Annotated in this window: 17 protein-coding genes; 8 read left to right on the forward strand and 9 right to left on the reverse strand. The window is 67.0% G+C overall.

The annotated features are described in order from the left end of the window. Window positions 1-21 precede the first annotated feature (21 nt). Complete coding sequence (locus ACGFH6_RS25885; RefSeq protein ID WP_393388658.1) at window positions 22-615, reverse strand: CBS domain-containing protein; 594 nt, start codon at window positions 613-615, stop codon at window positions 22-24. 99 nt (window positions 616-714) lie between these two features. After that, complete coding sequence (locus tag ACGFH6_RS25890; protein WP_393388662.1) at window positions 715-1,662, reverse strand: helix-turn-helix transcriptional regulator; 948 nt, start codon at window positions 1,660-1,662, stop codon at window positions 715-717. A gap of 176 nt (window positions 1,663-1,838) precedes the next feature. Between ACGFH6_RS25890 and ACGFH6_RS25895 the strand changes: the two genes are divergently transcribed. Beyond that, a complete protein-coding gene (locus ACGFH6_RS25895) occupies window positions 1,839-2,402 on the forward strand; it encodes an SDR family NAD(P)-dependent oxidoreductase (RefSeq protein ID WP_393388665.1) in 564 nt (187 codons plus the stop codon). Continuing rightward, the gene (locus tag ACGFH6_RS25900; RefSeq protein WP_393388668.1) at window positions 2,363-2,683 is read left to right on the forward strand and encodes a hypothetical protein; all 321 of its coding nucleotides are present in this window, start codon (window positions 2,363-2,365) and stop codon (window positions 2,681-2,683) included. Before ACGFH6_RS25895 ends, ACGFH6_RS25900 begins: the two co-directional genes overlap by 40 nt. A gap of 79 nt (window positions 2,684-2,762) precedes the next feature. On the opposite strand, the gene ACGFH6_RS25905 is transcribed toward ACGFH6_RS25900, so the two are convergent. The 4 genes from ACGFH6_RS25905 to ACGFH6_RS25920 form a co-directional block, all read right to left on the reverse strand. Then, window positions 2,763-3,095: a carboxymuconolactone decarboxylase family protein gene (locus ACGFH6_RS25905; RefSeq protein WP_393388670.1), complete on the reverse strand. Its 333-nt coding sequence runs from the start codon at window positions 3,093-3,095 to the stop codon at window positions 2,763-2,765. 14 nt (window positions 3,096-3,109) lie between these two features. Next, the gene (locus ACGFH6_RS25910) at window positions 3,110-3,940 is read right to left on the reverse strand and encodes an oxidoreductase (protein WP_393388673.1); all 831 of its coding nucleotides are present in this window, start codon (window positions 3,938-3,940) and stop codon (window positions 3,110-3,112) included. A gap of 32 nt (window positions 3,941-3,972) precedes the next feature. Continuing rightward, a complete protein-coding gene (locus tag ACGFH6_RS25915) occupies window positions 3,973-4,518 on the reverse strand; it encodes a flavodoxin (protein WP_393388676.1) in 546 nt (181 codons plus the stop codon). Between the two features lie 159 nt (window positions 4,519-4,677). Continuing rightward, the gene (locus tag ACGFH6_RS25920; protein WP_393388679.1) at window positions 4,678-5,538 is read right to left on the reverse strand and encodes an aldo/keto reductase; all 861 of its coding nucleotides are present in this window, start codon (window positions 5,536-5,538) and stop codon (window positions 4,678-4,680) included. A gap of 102 nt (window positions 5,539-5,640) precedes the next feature. Between ACGFH6_RS25920 and ACGFH6_RS25925 the strand changes: the two genes are divergently transcribed. Then, complete coding sequence (locus ACGFH6_RS25925) at window positions 5,641-6,516, forward strand: helix-turn-helix transcriptional regulator (RefSeq protein ID WP_393388682.1); 876 nt, start codon at window positions 5,641-5,643, stop codon at window positions 6,514-6,516. A gap of 48 nt (window positions 6,517-6,564) precedes the next feature. Continuing rightward, window positions 6,565-7,425, forward strand: coding sequence for a phytanoyl-CoA dioxygenase family protein (locus ACGFH6_RS25930; RefSeq protein WP_393388760.1), 861 nt, complete (start codon window positions 6,565-6,567; stop codon window positions 7,423-7,425). A 38-nt stretch (window positions 7,426-7,463) separates the two neighbouring features. Here the strand turns inward: ACGFH6_RS25930 and ACGFH6_RS25935 are convergent, their stop codons facing one another. Genes ACGFH6_RS25935 through ACGFH6_RS25945 form a run of 3 tightly spaced genes read right to left on the reverse strand, consistent with a single transcriptional unit; the run spans window position 7,464 to window position 11,546 of the window. Beyond that, the gene (locus tag ACGFH6_RS25935; protein WP_393388684.1) at window positions 7,464-9,494 is read right to left on the reverse strand and encodes a glycoside hydrolase family 36 protein; all 2,031 of its coding nucleotides are present in this window, start codon (window positions 9,492-9,494) and stop codon (window positions 7,464-7,466) included. Continuing rightward, on the reverse strand, window positions 9,466-10,248 hold the full coding sequence (locus ACGFH6_RS25940) for a FadR/GntR family transcriptional regulator (protein WP_393388686.1): 783 nt from the start codon (window positions 10,246-10,248) through the stop codon (window positions 9,466-9,468). The genes ACGFH6_RS25935 and ACGFH6_RS25940 overlap by 29 nt, the downstream gene beginning before the upstream one ends. Next, window positions 10,245-11,546, reverse strand: a complete 1,302-nt coding sequence (locus ACGFH6_RS25945; RefSeq protein WP_393388689.1) for an L-fuconate dehydratase — start codon at window positions 11,544-11,546, stop codon at window positions 10,245-10,247. Before ACGFH6_RS25945 ends, ACGFH6_RS25940 begins: the two co-directional genes overlap by 4 nt. Before the next feature lie 160 nt (window positions 11,547-11,706). Here ACGFH6_RS25945 and ACGFH6_RS25950 point away from each other — a divergent pair, with 160 nt between their 5' ends. The 4 genes from ACGFH6_RS25950 to ACGFH6_RS25965 are packed head-to-tail and all read left to right on the forward strand — an operon-like array spanning window position 11,707 to window position 17,794. Further along, entirely contained in the window at window positions 11,707-14,076 is a 2,370-nt protein-coding gene (locus ACGFH6_RS25950) for a glycoside hydrolase N-terminal domain-containing protein (RefSeq protein WP_393388692.1), read from the forward strand. A gap of 25 nt (window positions 14,077-14,101) precedes the next feature. Further along, window positions 14,102-15,094 carry an ABC transporter permease gene (locus ACGFH6_RS25955; RefSeq protein ID WP_393388694.1) on the forward strand — a complete coding sequence of 331 codons (993 nt, stop codon included), beginning with the start codon at window positions 14,102-14,104 and terminating at the stop codon, window positions 15,092-15,094. Next, a complete protein-coding gene (locus ACGFH6_RS25960; RefSeq protein WP_393388697.1) occupies window positions 15,091-16,068 on the forward strand; it encodes a carbohydrate ABC transporter permease in 978 nt (325 codons plus the stop codon). Before ACGFH6_RS25955 ends, ACGFH6_RS25960 begins: the two co-directional genes overlap by 4 nt. 34 nt (window positions 16,069-16,102) lie before the next feature. Next, window positions 16,103-17,794 carry an ABC transporter substrate-binding protein gene (locus tag ACGFH6_RS25965; protein ID WP_393388699.1) on the forward strand — a complete coding sequence of 564 codons (1,692 nt, stop codon included), beginning with the start codon at window positions 16,103-16,105 and terminating at the stop codon, window positions 17,792-17,794. Window positions 17,795-17,812: the final 18 nt, after the last annotated feature.

A 17,812-nucleotide genomic window follows, 5' to 3' on the forward strand; every position in this document is an offset into this window, starting at 1 on the left:
CCGCGGTCGCCGGACGTCGTGTCAGCGGATGATGTGAACGGCGATGACGCCGCGGATGCTGCCGGCCAGGACGCCGGCGAGGTTGCGCTCGCGCGGGTCGGCCGGGCCGGTGACCGTGACGATGCCGTCGTGGGCTTCGATCTTCCAGTCCGGGTTCTCGGCCCCGACGATGTCGTGCACCTCGGCCCGGATCCGGTCGTCACGGCCGGCCAGTAGGTGGATGACGTCGCTGCGGCTGATCATGCCGATGACGCGGCCGTGATCGACGACCGGCAGACTCTTCACCATCGTCGACCACATCAGGTCGATCGCTACGTCCAGTTCGTCGTCCGGGTCGACGGTGACCACCAGATGGCTCATCACGTCGGCGACCCGGCGCGGTGGCGTGTCGGTGGTCGTCCGGACGGCGGCGTTCGGGACGCGGTCATCCGTTGGGGCAGTGTCCTGCACGATGTCGGCTTCGCTGACGATCCCCACGAGTACGCCGCTCGCATCGACGACGGGCATGGCGGTGATCTTCCGATCGTCGAGAAGCCGGAGCGCCAGGGCGATCGGCGTCTGCGCTGTCACGCTGACCGCGGGTGCGGTCATCAGGTCCCGGATCAACATCGTCATCACCTCGTTCTGCCGACGATTCCGTCGTCCACCTCCACGATCTCCCCGCAGGGAAGGCGATCCCAGAGTCGAAGGTCCCAGTCACCGCGGGACCAGTCGTCAGTCGCCAGCAGGGGGTGTCGAGCTGCGATCCGCCTCTTGGGCGAGGTGGGGTAGTCCGAGGTCGTCCGTGGTCGCGGCCCAGCTGGCCAGCAGGCTCAGGGCGTCCTGGCTCGGCGACCCGGGTTCGGCGGTGTAGGTGAGCAGGCTCTGGCTGGGGTCCGCCGGCAGAGGGAGGGACTCGAACGCCAGGTCGAGATCCCCGACGACCGGATGGTGGAGGAGCTTGGCTCCGCTGGTGTGGATTCGGACGTTGTGCGCGGCCCAGCGCTGTCGGAAGTCTTCGCTGCGGGTGGACAGCTGCCCGATCAGATCGGACAGGTCGCGGTCGTAAGGGTCGCGACCGGCTTCGGCGCGCAGCAGGGCGACGGTGTCATTGGCGGCCTTGTTGTAGTCGCGGAAGAACTCGGTCGCGTGCGGGTCGAGGAAGACGAACCTGGCGGTATTGGGCGGCCGAACGGGATTCGCGTAGATCGGCGAGTACAGCGCTGCCCCGAGAATGTTGGTCGCCAGTACGTCGAGGCGGCCGTTGAGCACCAAGGCAGGTGCGCCGGTCATCGAATCAAGGATGCGCTGGACGGTGGGCCGGACGCGCTGACGGGTTGGTCGACGCCGTGGCGGGCGGGTGCTGCTGGCGGTGCGGAGCAGGTCTTCCAGGTGCGCCCGCTCCGCGTCGTCCAGTTGCAGGGCGTAGACGAGGCCGTCGATCACGCTGCCCGAGACGCCGGTGGCATTGCCGCGTTCGAGCTTCGTCATGTACTCCGGGGAGATCCCGGCCAGGCTCGCGACCTCGGAGCGGCGCAACCCCGGCACGCGGCGGCGGTCGCCGGCGTACACCGGCAGCCCGGCCTGCTCAGGAGTGATTCGCGCCCGGCGGCTTGTCAGGAACTCGCGGATCTGGGCGCGGACGTCTCCTCGTACGTCGCGATGGTCGTTGCCCTGGGTCATATCTCGACTCTACGAGCAGTTCGGGTGATTTGCGGGTCCCTGCCGGTACCCCTCTCGCAGGGTCTCCCACCTTCGCGATGCACCTGATTGCGTAGTAGATGCGGCCGGTCACGACGCAGTGGACCGACAGCAGAAACCCGATCCCACCCAGCACCAAGCGAAGGAGCAGCAGCACCATGAGCGAGCAGAAGGTTTGGTTCATCACCGGCGCCGGTCGCGGCCTCGGTGTCGATATCGCCAAAGTGGCCCTGGCCGCCGGACATGCAGTGGCCGCGACCGCCCGCAACGCCGAATCGGTCACCAAGGCGCTCGGTGAGCACGACGATCTGCTCACCATCGACCTCGACGTCACCGACCCGGGCGCCGCTCAGGCCGCCGTCGCCGCCACAGTCGAGGGGTTCGGCCGGCTCGACGTGCTGGTCAACAACGCCGGGAACTTCCAGGCCGGGTTCTTCGAGGAGATGGAGCCCGAGGCGTTCCGCTCCCAGATCGAGACCACCTTGTTCGGTCCGGTCAGCGTCACCCGCGCAGCCTTGCCGCAGCTGCGTGCACAGCGCTCCGGCCGCGTTGTCACGATCTCCTCCACCGCCGGGATCACCTCGCCAATGGAGTTCACGACGGCGTACGCGGCGTCGAGTTCGGCGTTGAGGGGTTCATGGAGGCCCTGGCTCCCGAAATCGCGCCGTTCGGCATCAAAACCATGCTGGTCGAGCCCGGCTTCTTCCGCACCGAGCTCCTGACCCCACAGTCCACGCAGTACGCCGAACCCTCGATCGCGGACTACGCCGAGCGCACGACGCGGACCGTCCAGGCCTGGCAAGGCATGAACGGCACCCAGGGCGGCGACCCCGCCAAGCTCGCCGCCGCCATGGTCGAACTTGCCGGCCTCGAACAGCCTCCGGCGCGCTTCGCCGCCGGTGCCGACGCCGTGGCCGTCTTCCGGCAGAAGGCCAGTGACCTTGTCGCCCAGGCCGAAGCGCACCTTGAGCTGTCCACCAGCCTCGCCCATGACGACGCCTGACACCTGCAAACCATCCCTGCACCGCCGAAGAGAGAGCGGCAGCCATGACATCGAAGCTGACCGGAACCGTCGCCCCTCGTCACCGGTTCGAGCTGCGGTCCTCGGCGAAGACAGTCTTGGCGACTTGGATGGCGGACATGGCTTTGGGCCAGCCGGCGTAGAACGCGAGGTGGATGATCGCCTCTTTGAGTTCGGTTTCGGTGAGGCCGTTCTGGCGGGCGAGGCGTAGGTGGTTGGAGAGCTGTTCGAAGCTGCTGGAGGTGAGCAGGCTGGCCACGGTGATCAGGCTGCGGTCCCGCGGGGGTAGTTCGGGTCGCTTCCAGATATCGCCGAACAGGACGTCGTCGGTGAGTTCGACGAGTTTGGGCGCGAAGTCGCCAACGGCCTTTTGCGCTGGAGTGGGCTCGGGCATGGAGTCCTCTTTCGTCAGGCGTCGAAGTCGGTGCTGCGGCTGAGGTCCTCCCAGGCGTCGACCTCGGTGCGGAGGGCGTCGAGGGCGGCGCGGAAGCCGTCGGAGGTGTCGTTGCCGAGCAGCAGCATGTACGGCGGGGTGTCGGACTCGACGGCCTGGATCAGCGCGGTGGCGGCCTTGGCCGGGTCGCCCGGCTGCTTGCCGTGTCCGGTGTCATGTTCCTTGCGGCGTTTGCCCGCGGTGTCGGCGTAGTCGGCGATCGGTACGGCGGCCTGGGTCAGTGAGCGGCCGGCGAAGTCGGTGCGGAAGCCGCCGGGCTCGACGACCATGGCGGTGATGCCGAGCGGCGCGACCTCTTTGCGCAGCGACAAGGTGAGTGCCTCGATTGCGGCTTTGACGGCGGAGTAGTAGCCGGAGCCTTCGGGACAGATGCGAGCGCCGATGGAGGAGAGGTTCACGATCGTGCCGCTACGGCGGGCGCGCATGCCCGGCAGGACGGCCTTGATGGTGCGGACGGTGCCGAACACGTGGGTGTCGAAGAGTCGCTGGACGGCGTCGTCCTCGCCTTCCTCGACAGCGGCGCGGTAGCCGTAGCCGGCATTGTTGACGAGTACGTCGACACCGCCGAAGCGGTCCTCGGCGGCTCGAACCGACGCGGTGACTTGGTCTTCGTCGGTGACGTCGAGCGGCAAAGCCAGGGCGGTGTCGGGGTACTTCTCGGCCAGGTCCTGGACCTTGGCGACGTCGCGAGCGGTGACGACGGCGTTGTGCCCGCGATCGAGAACGGCCTCGGCGAAGGCGCGGCCGAGGCCGGTGGAGCAGCCGGTGATGAGCCAGGTGGTCATGGTGTTCCTTTCTGGGTCCTGCTCGGTTGGTGTCAGCGCAGCCCGATGCGCTGCAGCCATTCGGAGACTTGGGGTCGAGCCTGCTGGGCTTGTTCGCCGCGGACAGCCAGACCTTCGGCGATGGTCGCGCCGGCGCAGGTTCGGGCGTAGTCGCGTTCGGTCGTACCGAGACCGCTCATGGCATAGGTGGTGAAGGGGTGAACCGTCTTGCCGGTGAAGTCGAGCTTCTCGGTGAAGGTCGACATGATCATCGGAGCACGGACGTTCCAGATCGGACTGCCCAGCAGCACCACGTCGTACTGGTCAATGGTGGGGAGCGGCTTGGCGACCGCGGGCCGGGCGTCGGCGTTCTGCTCGCGGACGTTGCGGGCGACGGTGTCGTCGTAGTTGTCGGAGTACGCCTCGGCCGCCTCGATCCGGTGGACGTCGCACGGGACGAGGTCGGCGATCATGGTCGCGACGACTTCGGTGTTGCCGACCTTCAGCCAGATACGGCCACCGTTGTTGTGGTTCTCGCCAGGACGGGAGAAGTAGGCGACCAGCACTCTGGCTGGGGTGCTGCTGGTCGACGGTTGCACCGTGGGTGATCCTCCTTCGTCCGTGCTGGGGCTCTCCACTGCTGGTCCTTGGCTGCAGCCGCCGAGTGCTGCTCCGGCCGTGCTGGCCAGGGCTAAGCGGAGCAGTTGCCGGCGTGGCAGGCCGCGGGAGCCACTGCGTCGCTGTGGGTGCATGGGGCCTCAGTCGATCCTGCGGCCGCCGAGGGCACTGACCATGGCGGGATCGCGGTGGTCGAAGAACAGGCTGTCGCCGGTGTCAAGGGTGGCGATCCGCTTCAGCTCGTCGTCGGTGAGGGCGAAGTCGAAGATGTCGAGGTTGTGAGCCATCCGGTCGGGGCGGACGGACTTGGGGATGACGACCACCTCGCGCTGGACGAGCCAGCGGAGTACGACCTGGGCCACGGATTTGCCGTGGGCCTCGCCGATCGCGGTGAGGACGGGGTCGGCGAACAGGTTGTTGCGGCCTTCGGCGAAGGGCCCCCAGGACTCGATCTGGACGCCGCGCTCGGCCATGACTTCCTGGTCGGCGACGCGCTGGTGGAAGGGGTGGGTCTCGATCTGGTTGACCGCGGGGGTGATCTCGTTGTGCTCGATGAGGTCGACGAGCCGGTCGAGGTGGAAGTTGGAGACCCCGATCGCCCGTGCGCGGCCCTCGGCGTACAGCCGCTGCATGGCTCGCCATTCGCTGTAGTAGTCGCCGAGCGGCTGGTGGATCAGGTACAGATCGAGGTGGTCGAGGCCGAGCCGGCGCAGCGAGGTGTCGAAGGCGCGCAGGGTGTCGTCCTCGACGCTGCCGGTTGGCGCATGCTGGATCCACAGCTTGGTGGTGACGAACAGGTCGTCGCGGGGCAGGCCGCTGGCGGCGATCGCGGCGCCGACGGCTTCCTCGTTGCCGTACGACGCTGCGGTGTCGAGATGGCGGTAGCCCGCCTCGAGAGCGGCTTCGACGGCGGCCTGGGTGTCGTCCTCGGGGATCTGGAAGACCCCGAAGCCGAGGATGGGCATCGTGACACCGTTGTTCAACGTGACGGACTGATCCATGTCTCCAGCGAACACCCGTCCGTATCACAGCTGGGAGTCCCCGGTGTAACAGGTACCAGGAGACCCTCCCAGCACGAACACGCCCGCCCGTACGGTGGAGCCGTGAGCACCAAGGACGACGTGAAGGAGTTCCTCACCAGCCGGCGCGCGAAAGTGACCCCGGAGCAGGCCGGGCTGCCCACCTTCGGCGACAAGCGCCGCGTCGCAGGCCTTCGCCGCGAAGAGGTCGCTCTGCTCGCCGGCGTCAGCGCCGACTACTACACCCGCCTGGAACGCGGCAACCTCGCCGGCGTCTCCGAACAGGTCCTCGAGGCCCTCGCCCGGGCACTACGCCTCGACGACGCCGAAAGAGCACACCTGTTCGACCTCGCCCGGGCCTCGACCGGACCAGTCCGCGGCTCACGCCGTACCGCCGTTTCCAAGGTGCGCCCCGGCGTACTGCGGATCCTGGACTCGCTCACCACACCGGCGTACGTGCGCAACGCCCGCACTGACATCCTCGCCGCCAACGCCCTCGCCTTCGCCCTGTACGACGGGATCCTTGACCGCGACCGGCTACCACTGAACGTCGCCAGGTTCCTCTTCCTGGATCACCGGGCCCCAGAGTTCTTCCTCGACTGGGAAAGCGTCGCCGACGACTCGGTCGCCGCCCTGCGCGCCGAGGCAGGCCGCAATCCGCACGACAAGTCGCTCACCGATCTGGTCGGCGAACTGGCGACCAGAAGCGACGAGTTCCGCACCCGCTGGGCCCGCCACAACGTCAAGCACCACCGCACCGCGTCCAAACGCCTCCACAACTCTCTCGTCGGCGACCTTGAGCTCACCGGCGAAGCCATGGAGCTGGCAGGCGACGAACTGGTGATCATCACCTACACCGCCGAGCCCGACAGCCCGGCCAGCGAAGCACTGCACTTCCTCGCGAACTGGGCGACCACTCAACACGCCACCGCCCCCATCCGAGACCAACGCGGTAGCTAGGCGCGCGACGTAGTTGTTCGACCACCGCTGGCTCCTGACGTGAGTTTGATGTTTATCGGTATACAACTGGCGCCAGAATTGACTCGTGCCAGATCCGGGACGTTCCAACAACCTGAAGAAGAGGACACCGTGATGCTCGATCCCGTCGTCGACAAAGGTCAGCTGACCGAGACCGACCGCTTCATCTTCGAGTCGTGGGGCTACTTCATCATTCCCAACGTCTTGACAAAGGACGAGGCCGCCGAGGCCTACGATGTTTCGCGACGTCTGCACGAGAGCCGCGACCGCGAGTTCGGGCAGATCGGCCGGACCTACGAGAGCGAGCCGGTTCTCGAGCGGCTCATCGATCATCCTGACGTCCTCCCGAAAGTGCAGGGTCTGCTCGGCGACCGGTTCGTGCTGCAGGCCGGCTGGAACACCATGCAGCCGGCACACGCGGGGAACGGCCGTTGGCACCAGGACGGATCGGCCGCCTTCGACTTCAAGGACCTGGGATACCCGGTTCCCTTGCTTCAGCTCCGCGTGTCGTATCTGCTCACCGATCAGACTGTGCCCGGCATGGGCAACATGGAGCTGATTCCCGGCAGCCACCGCTCGCGGGTCGGGCTACCCGATGCGATCCGTGAGCCCAACGACGACATCGCGATCGGCCATGTCGTGTGCGCCGAGGCCGGGGCTGCCCTGGTGTTCCACAACGGCGTCTGGCATCGAACCTTCCGCCACGATGGCGACTACGACCGCTTCACGACGCACTACGTCTACAGCCCACCGTGGGTCCGCATGGCCGACCGTTTCAGCAACGACCCCGAGTTCCTCGAGCGCACCACGCCCCTGAGGCGCGCGCTGCTGGGGGAGTTCGCAAGGCCGGACGCCCCGTTCGGAGCCAACTACGACCCCCTCCCGATCTGACCCACAGACTCCCGTCCCGCGCCAGGGCAGCCCGCGCGTCATGAGCGGGTGAGGCGCAGTACTCGTGCGGAGGGTTCGGGGGTGCTGGTGCTGATGGTGAGGGTGTCGTCGTTCCAGGTGTAGGTCCAGTCAGGGTCCTCGGTGGGGAAGTGGGGATCGATCCTCGACAGGGGGAGGGCGAGGGTGACTGTGGATGGGCCCGGCGTGCGGTGCCAGAGCGTCAGGTAGGAGACGTCCGGGCCGTTGAGGGACAGGGCGATCCAGTCATCGGTCCAGGTCGGGAGTCCGAGCGGCCACGCGGGCACGAGCGTGTCGAGATCTTCGAGGATGGCGCGATGTGCGGTCAGGGCGGACCGGATCAGGTCGAGTTCGGTCGGCGTCATGCGGTTCAGGTGGCCGGACAGGTACAGGCGGCCGGGGATGCCGTTGACGAGCGCGAAGGTGAACGCTTCGCGGGTGGTGCCGCTGGTCGGGTACGCCCAGTGGCCGGCCTGTTCCGGCAGCACGGCGGCCGGCGCGGCCGCGGTGATAGGTGCGTAGAGCAACGGATCTTCCTGGTCCGAGGTCGACTGCAGGTGCAGCCTGGACAACATCGCGTAGTCCATCCGCATCGCGCCCGACGCGCAGTTCTCGATCAGCAGGTCGGGATGGCGGGCCTGAAGATCGTCCAGCCAGCGCAGTAGTGCTCGTTGGTGTTCGAGCAGTCCGTGGCCGAGCGACGTACCGTCCTTGTCCGTGCCCGGACCGGTCATCGTGTTGTTGTCGAACTTGAAGAACCCGATGCCGAACTCGGTGATGAGCCGGTCGACCGTGTCGTCGAGGTGCCGGCGTGCCAACCTGCTCCGGAGGTCCAGCAGGTAGCGGCCGGACTCGGCGACCCGACGGCCGTGGCGGGTGATGAAGGCCTCGTCCGGTAGTTCGCGGGCGATCGGTGAGCGGACGCCGATCACCTCGGGCTCGAGCCAGAGGCCGGGCGTCATGCTGTGCGCGTGGATCCGGTCGATCACCTCGGCGAGCCCGTTCGGGAAGCGGGTGGTCGACGGTTGCCAGGCGCCGACGGTGTTCCACCAGTCGCCTTCGGCGTACCAACCGGCGTCGATACAGAAGTAGTCGGCTCCGACGCTCGCGGCGGCGTCGATCAGTGGTAGGAGCTTCTCGGTCGTGGGATCGCCCAGCAGGGTGTTCATGTAGTCGTTGAAGACGACAGGCATCCGGGCGTCGGCCGTACGCCGGTGCCGGATGGCCCGGCGTTGCCGGGTCAGGGCCGCGAACACACTGTCGCGATCGGCCCCGGCGACGAGCGAGGCGGGGACCGTGGTGAAGGGCTGGTCCCCAGTGAGCTCGACACTCCATTGGTGCTCCTGGTCGGTCGGCCCGCTCAGCAGCAGGTAGCCGCCGTGGCGGCTCTCGCCGATCTCGTAGTGCCACGGTCCGTTGTGCTCGATCTGCCACCCGATGGCGTACGGCGTACCCCGATCGATCAGAACTCCTGTGGGCAACTGCTCTCCGGTCGACCATGAGCCGCTGTTCGTCACCGAGTACCGGCTTCTGGCGACGTGGCGGTGCGCGGCGCCGACGATGTCGGCCAGCGACTCGGAGCGCAAGGCGTGGGCTGACCAACGATTCTCCGCCATCCAGCTGTTGGCGGCGGTGAGCAGCTCGGCATCCACGGATTTAAGGCCGACAACCAGGGACGAGAGGAAGGTCAGCTCGAGCGTGCCTGGGCCGGTCATCGAGGCCTCGGACCAGGCGCGTACGCCGGCTCCCGCCTCGAACACGCTCACGATCCGCAGACCGGAGCTCGGCTCGTCCTGGATGATGCGCAACGTCGCGTCGCCTTCTTCGTGGCGGACGTAGCGCAACTGCTGCCCGAGGGTGGTGTCGACGTGCCGGTTGGTGCTCGGCGAGAGTCCGTACCCGATCGCCGAGACCTCGACCAACGGCTGGCTGGGAACCAGATCGCCGGTGTCAGGCCGGGAGGCTTCGCCGACGCCGATCAGTCGCACCGGGCCGTCGTCGAGCGCGAAGGTCAGCGTCAGGTCAGGGCCGCTCCAGCGCAGGAGATTCATCCACAGGTCTCGTTTCGTCGTCGGTGCGGCGGGTCTCGAGCAGATAGTCCTCGACCGTGAACAGATGGGTGGCCATCCGGATCCGGGCCCGGTCGGGGTCGTGCGCCGTCAGCGCGGCGAGGATCGAGAGGTGCTCGCCGTGGGCGGTCTCGTCGGCGCCCGGCTGGGTGATCGATCGGCGCAGGCGGTCGCGCATCGTTCGTCCGCCCAGCGCGTTGATCAGTGCGGCGAGCACCGGGTTGTCGGCCGCGTCCGCGATGATCCGGTGGAAGGCGATGTCGTTCTCGATCACGGTCTCGTGATTGGGTTCGCCGAGCCTCAGTTCGCTCTCGTTGTGGCGCAACAGTTCGGCGGCGGCCTCGAGCTCCGCCGGCGCGATCTGTCGCGCTGCCAGGCCCGCCGCCTCGGTCTCGAGGACCCGTCGGACCGCGTGCAGATGATGTGTTCCGCTGCGGTCCTGCAGGTCGACGACGAAGCCGATCGGTGCCAGCAGCATCGACGGATCCAGCTTGGTGACGTAGGTGCCGTCACCTTGCCGGGTCTCGAGAACCCCCATCATCGACAGCGCGCGAACCCCTTCCCGCAGCGGGTTCCTGGAGACGCCGAGTGCCGCTGCGAGGTCCTTCTCGACCGGCAGCCGGTCGCCCGGCCGGAGCCGGCCGTCGATGATCAGCTGCCGGATGCCCTCGATCACGACGTCGGTCTGCGAGCTGCCGGCCGGGCGAGCTCCCTCGACCACCCTGCCGGGGGTCATGGCAGTGGTTCCTGTTCGGCGCGGGCCGACCAGTAGGCGCCGTCCGGAAACCGGTACGTCTGTAGTGACTCCGTGTGCATCTCGGCACTGTAACCGGGCGCGTCCGGAAGCACGTACGCACCGGCCCGGATCACGCAGGGGTCGACGAAGTGTTCGTGCAGGTGGTCGACGTACTCGGTGACTCGACGGTCGAGGGTGCCCGAGACCGCGACATAGTCGAAGATCGCAAGGTGTTGCACGAGTTCGCACAGACCGACGCCACCCGCGTGTGGGCAGACCGGTACGTCGAAGCTGGCGGCGAGCAGGTAGACCGCGAGTACTTCGTTGACGCTGCCGAGGCGGGCCGCGTCGAGCTGGCAGTAGTCGATGGCGCCGGCCTGGAACATCTGCTTGAACAGCACCCGGTTCATGCCGTGCTCGCCGGTGGCGACGCCGATCGGGGCGACCGCCTTGCGGATCGCGGCATGGCCGAGGATGTCGTCGGGACTGGTGGGCTCCTCGATCCAGAGCGGGTCGAACTCGGCCAGCGCCTTGATCCATTCGATCGCCTGCGGGACCTCCCAGACCTGGTTCGCGTCGATCATCAGGTGACCGTCCGGGCCGAGCACGTCGCGGGCGATGCCGCAGCGCCGGATGTCGTCGTCGAGGTCGGCGCCGACCTTGAGCTTGACATGTTTGTAGCCGGAGGCAACGGCCTCTTCGCAGAGCCTGCGCAGCTTGGCATCGGAGTATCCGAGCCATCCGGCCGAGGTCGTGTAGCACGGATAGCCGGATGCCTCGAGCTCTTCGATGCGTCGCTTTCGGTCTCCTTCTTGCCGGGCCAGCAGCGCGACGGCCTGATCGGCCGTCAGGACGTCGCTCAGGTAACGCAGGTCGGCGGCTTCGACGAGTTCCTCGGGTGACATCTCCGACAGCAGTCGCCACAGCGGTACGCCGGCCCGTCGGGCGGCGAGATCCCAGACCGCGTTCATCACCGCGGCCAACGCGAGATGAACGACGCCTTTGTCCGGGCCGAGCCAGCGCAACTGGGTGTCCGACTGCAGTTCGCGATAGCTGCCGCCGAGGTCGCCGCAGAGTTCGTCGACGTCGCGACCGAGCAGCGGCTGGGCGCGTTGGCGTGCCGCCTCGACGCAGAGGTCGTTGCCGCGTCCGATGGTGAACGTGAAGCCGTGCCCGGACAGTCCGGGAGCGTCGGTGTGCAGCACGACGTACGCCGCTGAGTAGTCGCCGTCCTTGTTCATCGCGTCCGAACCGTCGCGGGTCAGCGAGGTCGGGAAGCGGACGTCGACAACCTCCACCGAGGTGATCCGTGGCATGGCGGCCCTCACATCCGTTCCACAGAGATGGGATCTTTCTGCCCATTCGATGGCGTTCAGTATGGACCAATCGGAGCGGCGGCGCTACGATCCCGGAAATTCATAGGACTAATACCTCGTCTTCTCGACGGAGGACTGCAGTATGGGCAACCTGGTGAGCTCGGACCGGTCCGGTGCGCAGCGCTTGTACTACGACCGCCCGGCCGACACGTGGCTGGAGGCGTTGCCGCTCGGCAACGGCCACATCGGCGCGATGTGTTTCGGCGGGATCGGCCAGGATCGGATCGGGCTGAACGACGAGACGCTGTGGTCGGGCAGTCCGGAGACCGCGCGGTTGCTGTCGACTCCGTTGGGTGCGACCGGCGCCGAGGCGGTACAGGCTGTGCGCGACGCGCTCGGGGCGGGCGAGATCCGCCGGGCGCACGAGTTGGCCGGCGGATTCCACTCCGGCTACGGGCAGGCGTACCTGCCGTTGGGCGATCTCCTGCTGGAGATTCGTGTCAACGGCATCGCTCCGGCCGACGTCACGCAGTACCGGCGGGAACTCGATCTCGACGCTGCGACGGCGACGGCGGAGTACGAGGTCGGCGGGATCGCCGTGCGGCAAGAGGCGTTTGTCAGCGCACCGGACGACGTCCTGGTCGTGCGATTGACGGCATCCGAGCCTGTGCTGGGACTGACCTGCAGCCTGACGTCGCAGTTGCCCTCGCAGCCTCATGCCGTCGAGGACGGACTCGGATTGTTGCTACAGGCACCGGCCGATGTCGCGCCTCCGCATCGCGGCGACGTTCAGGAACCGGTCCGGTACTCCGATGGGCCCGATCGTGGCATGGAAGCGGCTATCGCGTTGCGGGCCGTGAGCGACGGAGAGATCCGCGCAGACGAATCCGAGCTCACGATCGAGGACGCAACCGAGGTCACGCTCATCCTCTCCTCGGCGACCGGGTACGACGGTCCGTCGACCATGCCGACCCGATCTGCAATGGAGTGCTGGACCGCCGCGGATCAGACAGTGCTTGCGGCGCGCACCGGCGCGTACGACGAACTGCTGGATGATCATCGCGAGGATCACCGGCGGCTCTTCCGTCGTTCGTCACTCGAGCTGACCGGGTCGGACCAGTCAGAGCTGCCGACCGACGTACGCGTGGCGCGGGCGGTCGAAGGCGAGGACCCCTCGCTGGCGGCGTTGCTGTTCAACTACGGCCGCTACCTGATGGTCGCGGGTTCGCGATCGGGCGGCCTGCCGACCAACCTGCAAGGGATCTGGAACGACATCCTCCGGCCGCCGTGGAGCAGCAACTACACGGTCAACATCAACACCGAGATGAACTACTGGCCGGCCGAGACGACCAACCTGTCCGAGTGCCACGAACCGTTGCTCCGCTATATCGGTCAACTCGCCCGACCCGGGCGTGCGACGGCCAAGGAACGGTACGGCTGCGGCGGCTGGACCGCGCATCACAACGCCGACGCCTGGTGCTGGTCGTACCCGGTCGAGGGCGATCCGCGGTGGTCGAACTGGCCGATGGCAGGCGCCTGGCTGGCCCGTCATCTGTGGGATCACTACGAGTTCACCGGCGATCTGGAGTTCCTCGGCGAGTCGTGGCCTGTGCTGCGCGGGGCGGCGGAGTTCTGCCTCGACTGGTTGGCGGAGATGCCGGACGGCACCCTCGGTACGTCGCCGTCGACGTCGCCGGAGAACGACTACATCGCCGACGACGGGCTGCCCGCTTCGGTGACCCTGTCGGCGACGATGGACCTGGCCCTCATCTCGGATCTCTTCCAGCGGGTCGCGCAGGCGGCCGAACTCCTCGATGTCGTCGATCCCCTGGTCGGTGAGCTGTCCACCGCCCTCAAGCGACTGCCCGAACCGCCGGTCGGCGCACGAGGACAGCTGCAGGAGTGGGCGGCCGACCTCACCGAGGAAGATTCCCATCACCGGCACATGTCGCACCTGGTCGGTCTGCACCCGGGCGATGCGATCACACCGGACGGTACGCCGGTCCTCGCAGCCGCGGCGGCGCGATCACTGGACCTGCGCGGCGACGAGGCCACTGGCTGGTCGCTGGCGTGGAAGATCAATCTGCGAGCCCGTCTTCGCGATGCGGTAGCGGCGCACCGCCTGGTCCGTGCCTTCCTGAGGCCCGCGGACGACACGGCGAAGGGCCGACCTGGCAGTGGCGCGGGCGTCTACCCGAACCTCTTCTGCGCACATCCGCCGTTCCAGATCGACGGCAACTTCGGCGCGACGGCGGGAATCGCGGAGATGCTGCTGCACAGCCACACCGGCGAGCTCGAACTGCTGCCCGCCCTGCCTGCCGAATGGCCCAGCGGACGGGTGACCGGCCTGCGGGCCCGCGGCGGGGTCACTGTCGACATCGCGTGGACGCCGCACGGCGTGGAAGCAGTCCTGACCGCCGATCGGGACCAGGAGCGGGTCGTACGCCACGGCGACGACCGGGTGCCGGTCAGGTTGAGCGCCGGAATCGGCCACCGCCTGAGCTCGATCTGATCGCCGGCCCGGACGAGGAGGATTCATGGCAACCCTGACAACCATCCGGCCACCGGCCGGCGAGACACCAGCGCGGCCCGGCCGTCGCGGGAGACGGGATCGTCCCGGGATCAAGGGCCTACGCCGAAGTCTGCGCCGGCATTGGACCCTCTACCTGCTGATGGTCGTGCCGCTGGTCTGGTTCGTGGTGTTCAAGTACATCCCGATGTCGAACGCGGTGCTGGCGTTCAAGAGCTACAACGTGCTCAAGGGCATCTGGGGGAGCCCGTGGGTGGGCTGGCAGAACTTCGACCTGTTCTTCCACAACCCGGTGTTCTGGACCCTGGTGAAGAACACCTTCGTACTGTCGCTCTACACGGTCGCGGCCAGCTTCCCGATCGCGATCATCCTCGCGCTCGCGCTGAACGAGGTCCGCACCGGGCTGTTCAAACGGACCGTGCAGCTGGTGACCTATGCGCCGTACTTCATCTCCACCGTCGTGGTCGTGTCGATGACGATCCTGGTGCTGTCGCCGCGACTCGGCATCGTCAACGAGGGGCTCGGGTTCTTCGGCGTACCGTCCGTCGACTTCCTCGGCAACCCGGACTACTTCCGGCACATCTACGTCTGGTCGGACGTCTGGCAGACCACCGGGTACTCCGCGGTCATCTACCTCGCGGCACTGGCCGGGATCGACCCGGCGCTGCACGAGGCGGCCAAGGTGGACGGCGCGGGCCGGCTGCGACGGATCCTGCACGTGGACCTGCCGGGCATCATGCCGACGGCGGTGATCATCCTGGTCCTTGCTGTCGGCAACATCATGGCGATCGGGTTCGAGAAGGCCTTCCTGCTGCAGAACCCGCTCAATCTCAGCCAGTCCGAGATCATCGCCACCTACGTCTACAAGACCGGCCTGCTGAACGCCGACTTCAGCGGTGCGACCGCGGTCGGCCTGTTCAACTCGGTCATCAACCTGGCGCTGCTGCTGATGGTCAACACGATCGCCAAGCGGATCACCGGAAACGGACTGTGGTCATGAGTACCCGAACCGACCTGCCGACGCTGCCGACAGCTCCGACCCAGCCGACCAAGCCGACCAAGCGGACCGAGCGCCGGGCCGCGAGGGCGCGCAGGATCCGCGAGCCCCGGACCGACCGGATCTTCTTGTTCTGCGTGTATCTGCTGCTGGCGGTCTTCCTCACGGTGGTAGTGCTGCCACTGCTGTACATCGTGGCCAGCTCGTTCAGCAGCCCCGAGGCGGTGTCGTCCGGACGGGTGCTGTTCTGGCCGGTGGAGTTCTCGTTGCGCGGCTACCACGCGGTCTTCGAGAACCCGCAGATCGTCCAGGGGTACCTGAACTCGTTGTTCTACACGGTCGTCGGCACGATCGTCAGCGTCACGATGACGGTCGCGATCGCCTACCCGATGTCGCGCCGTACCCTGGTCGGCCGCAATGTCGTGATGACGTTGATCCTGTTCACGATGCTGTTCACCGGCGGCCTCATCCCGACGTACCTGGTGGTCCAGTCGGTCGGCCTGCTGGACACCCGGTGGGCGCTGATCATCCCGCAGGCGATCGGGGTCTGGCAGGTCATCATCGCCCGTACCTATTTCCGGACCGCGATCCCTGAGGAACTGGTCGAGGCCGCCGAGCTGGACGGCTGCGGTGACCTGCGGTTCCTGTGGTCGGTGGTGATCCCGCTGGCCAAACCGATGATCGCGGTGGTCGCGTTGATGTACGCGATCATGCAGTGGAACTCGTACTTCGACGCGCTGATCTACCTGAAGAACCCGGACCTGTTCCCGCTGCAGCTGGTACTGCGGAACATCCTGATCCTCAACACCACCGGCGGCGGCGCGGTCGACGCGTCCGTCGTCATCCAGCGCCAGCAGATGGCCGACCTGCTCAAGTACTCGCTGATCGTGGTCGCCAGCGTTCCGGTGCTGCTCATCTATCCGTTCGTCGCGCGCTATTTCACCAAGGGAATCCTGATCGGCGCCGTCAAGGGCTGATCCTCCGCATCACCTCGACCCCTGTGAGGGACCTATGTCTGTACACCTCAGAAGGAAGGCACGCGCCGCCGTCGTCGGTGCCAGCCTGCTCGCACTCGCGCTCGCGGCCTGTTCCGGGAAAGGCTCGGCCGACGAGCAAGGCAAACCGCTGCCGACGATCACCGGGAACCCCGACGTCACGCTGAACGTCTTCGCGCCGCAGTCCGCCGACACGAACCTCGCCACGAACGACTTCACCAAGCTGATCAAGCAGAAGTTGAACCTCACCATCAAGTGGCAGACCACGACGTACGACGGCGGCCCGGCGAAGGAGAAGCGGCAGATCTCGCTGGCAAGCGGCGACTACCCCGATCTGTACCTGCTGATCCCGTGGGTCGACCAGTTCACCACGGCGGACCTGCTGAGGCTGTCCAACCAGGGTGTCGTCGTACCGCTGAACCAGCTGATCGACCAGTACGCGCCGAACATCAAGAAGGCGCTGGACTCCACGCCGGAGTGGAAGGCGATGGCGACCGCGCCGGACGGCAAGATCTACGGGATGCCGCAGTGGGTCGACTGCTTCCACTGCTCGTACCCGGACAAGCTGTGGATGAACTCGGCCTGGTTGAAGAAGCTGGGCCTCGAGCAGCCGAAGACCACCGAGGACATGCGGAAGGTGCTCCAGGCGTTCAAGACCCAGGACCCGAACGGCAACGGCAAGGCGGACGAGATCCCGCTCAGCGCGAACCTCCGCGACAACCTCATCCCCTACTTCATGAACGCCTTCATCTACGATCCGCAAGGGCAGAACAACAGCGGCGGCAACAACACCACGCTGGTGCTCAACAACGGCAAGGTCGACGTCCAGGCGAACAAGGACGGTTGGCGCGAGGGCCTGCGGTACATCAACTCGCTCTACAAGGAAGGCCTGATCGACAAGGGCGCCTTCACCCAGAACCCGGACGCGCTCTCGCAGGAGGGCAACCACGCCGGCTCGGTGATCCTCGGCTCGGGCACCGTCATGCACTCGGGCATCTTCGTCAACATCGGTTCGGCGGACGGGCGGGACAAGCAGTACGACGCGGTGCCGCCGCTGACCGGTCCGAGTGGCGCGAACTACGCCGGCTACGTCTTCCCGAGCATTCCCGGCGCCACGTTCGTGCTGACGTCGAAGGCCACACCGGAGAAGCAGATCCAGGCGATCAAGATGCTCGACTACATCTTCACCGACGAGGGCCAGATCAACGGACAGTTCGGCTCGGAGGGCAAGGCCTGGACCAAGCCCGGTCCCGGTGACGTGGCGCTCGACAAGGCGCTGAAGCCGAGCTTCCAGCAGATCCCGCTGAAGCCCGGCTCGAAGCCGCGGAACTCCGGGTGGGGCGCGCTCGCGCAGTACAACAACACCGCGAAGTTCCGGAACTCCGAGGTCATCGACACCGACATCCACTCGCAGGCGGGGTACGAGCGCAAGCTCTTCGAGGCCACCAAGCTGTACGCCGGCCACGAGGACAAGGCGAAGATCTACCCGTTCTGGCGGGTCTGGATCGACCCGTCGCTCGCCAACGAGGTCGCGACTCTGCAGACCAACCTCGAGAACTACATCCAGCAGAACTCCCTGCAGTTCATCACCGGGTCGAAGAACATCGACACCGACTGGGACGCCTACGTCAAGGGTCTCGACGGCCTCGGCCTGAAACGGTACCTCGAGATCCAGCAGACCGCCTACGACAAGATTCCCAACAAGTAACCCTGCACCACCGACGAG

This window comes from Kribbella sp. NPDC049227 (assembly GCF_043197265.1).
Taxonomy (GTDB): Bacteria; Actinomycetota; Actinomycetes; order Propionibacteriales; family Kribbellaceae; genus Kribbella.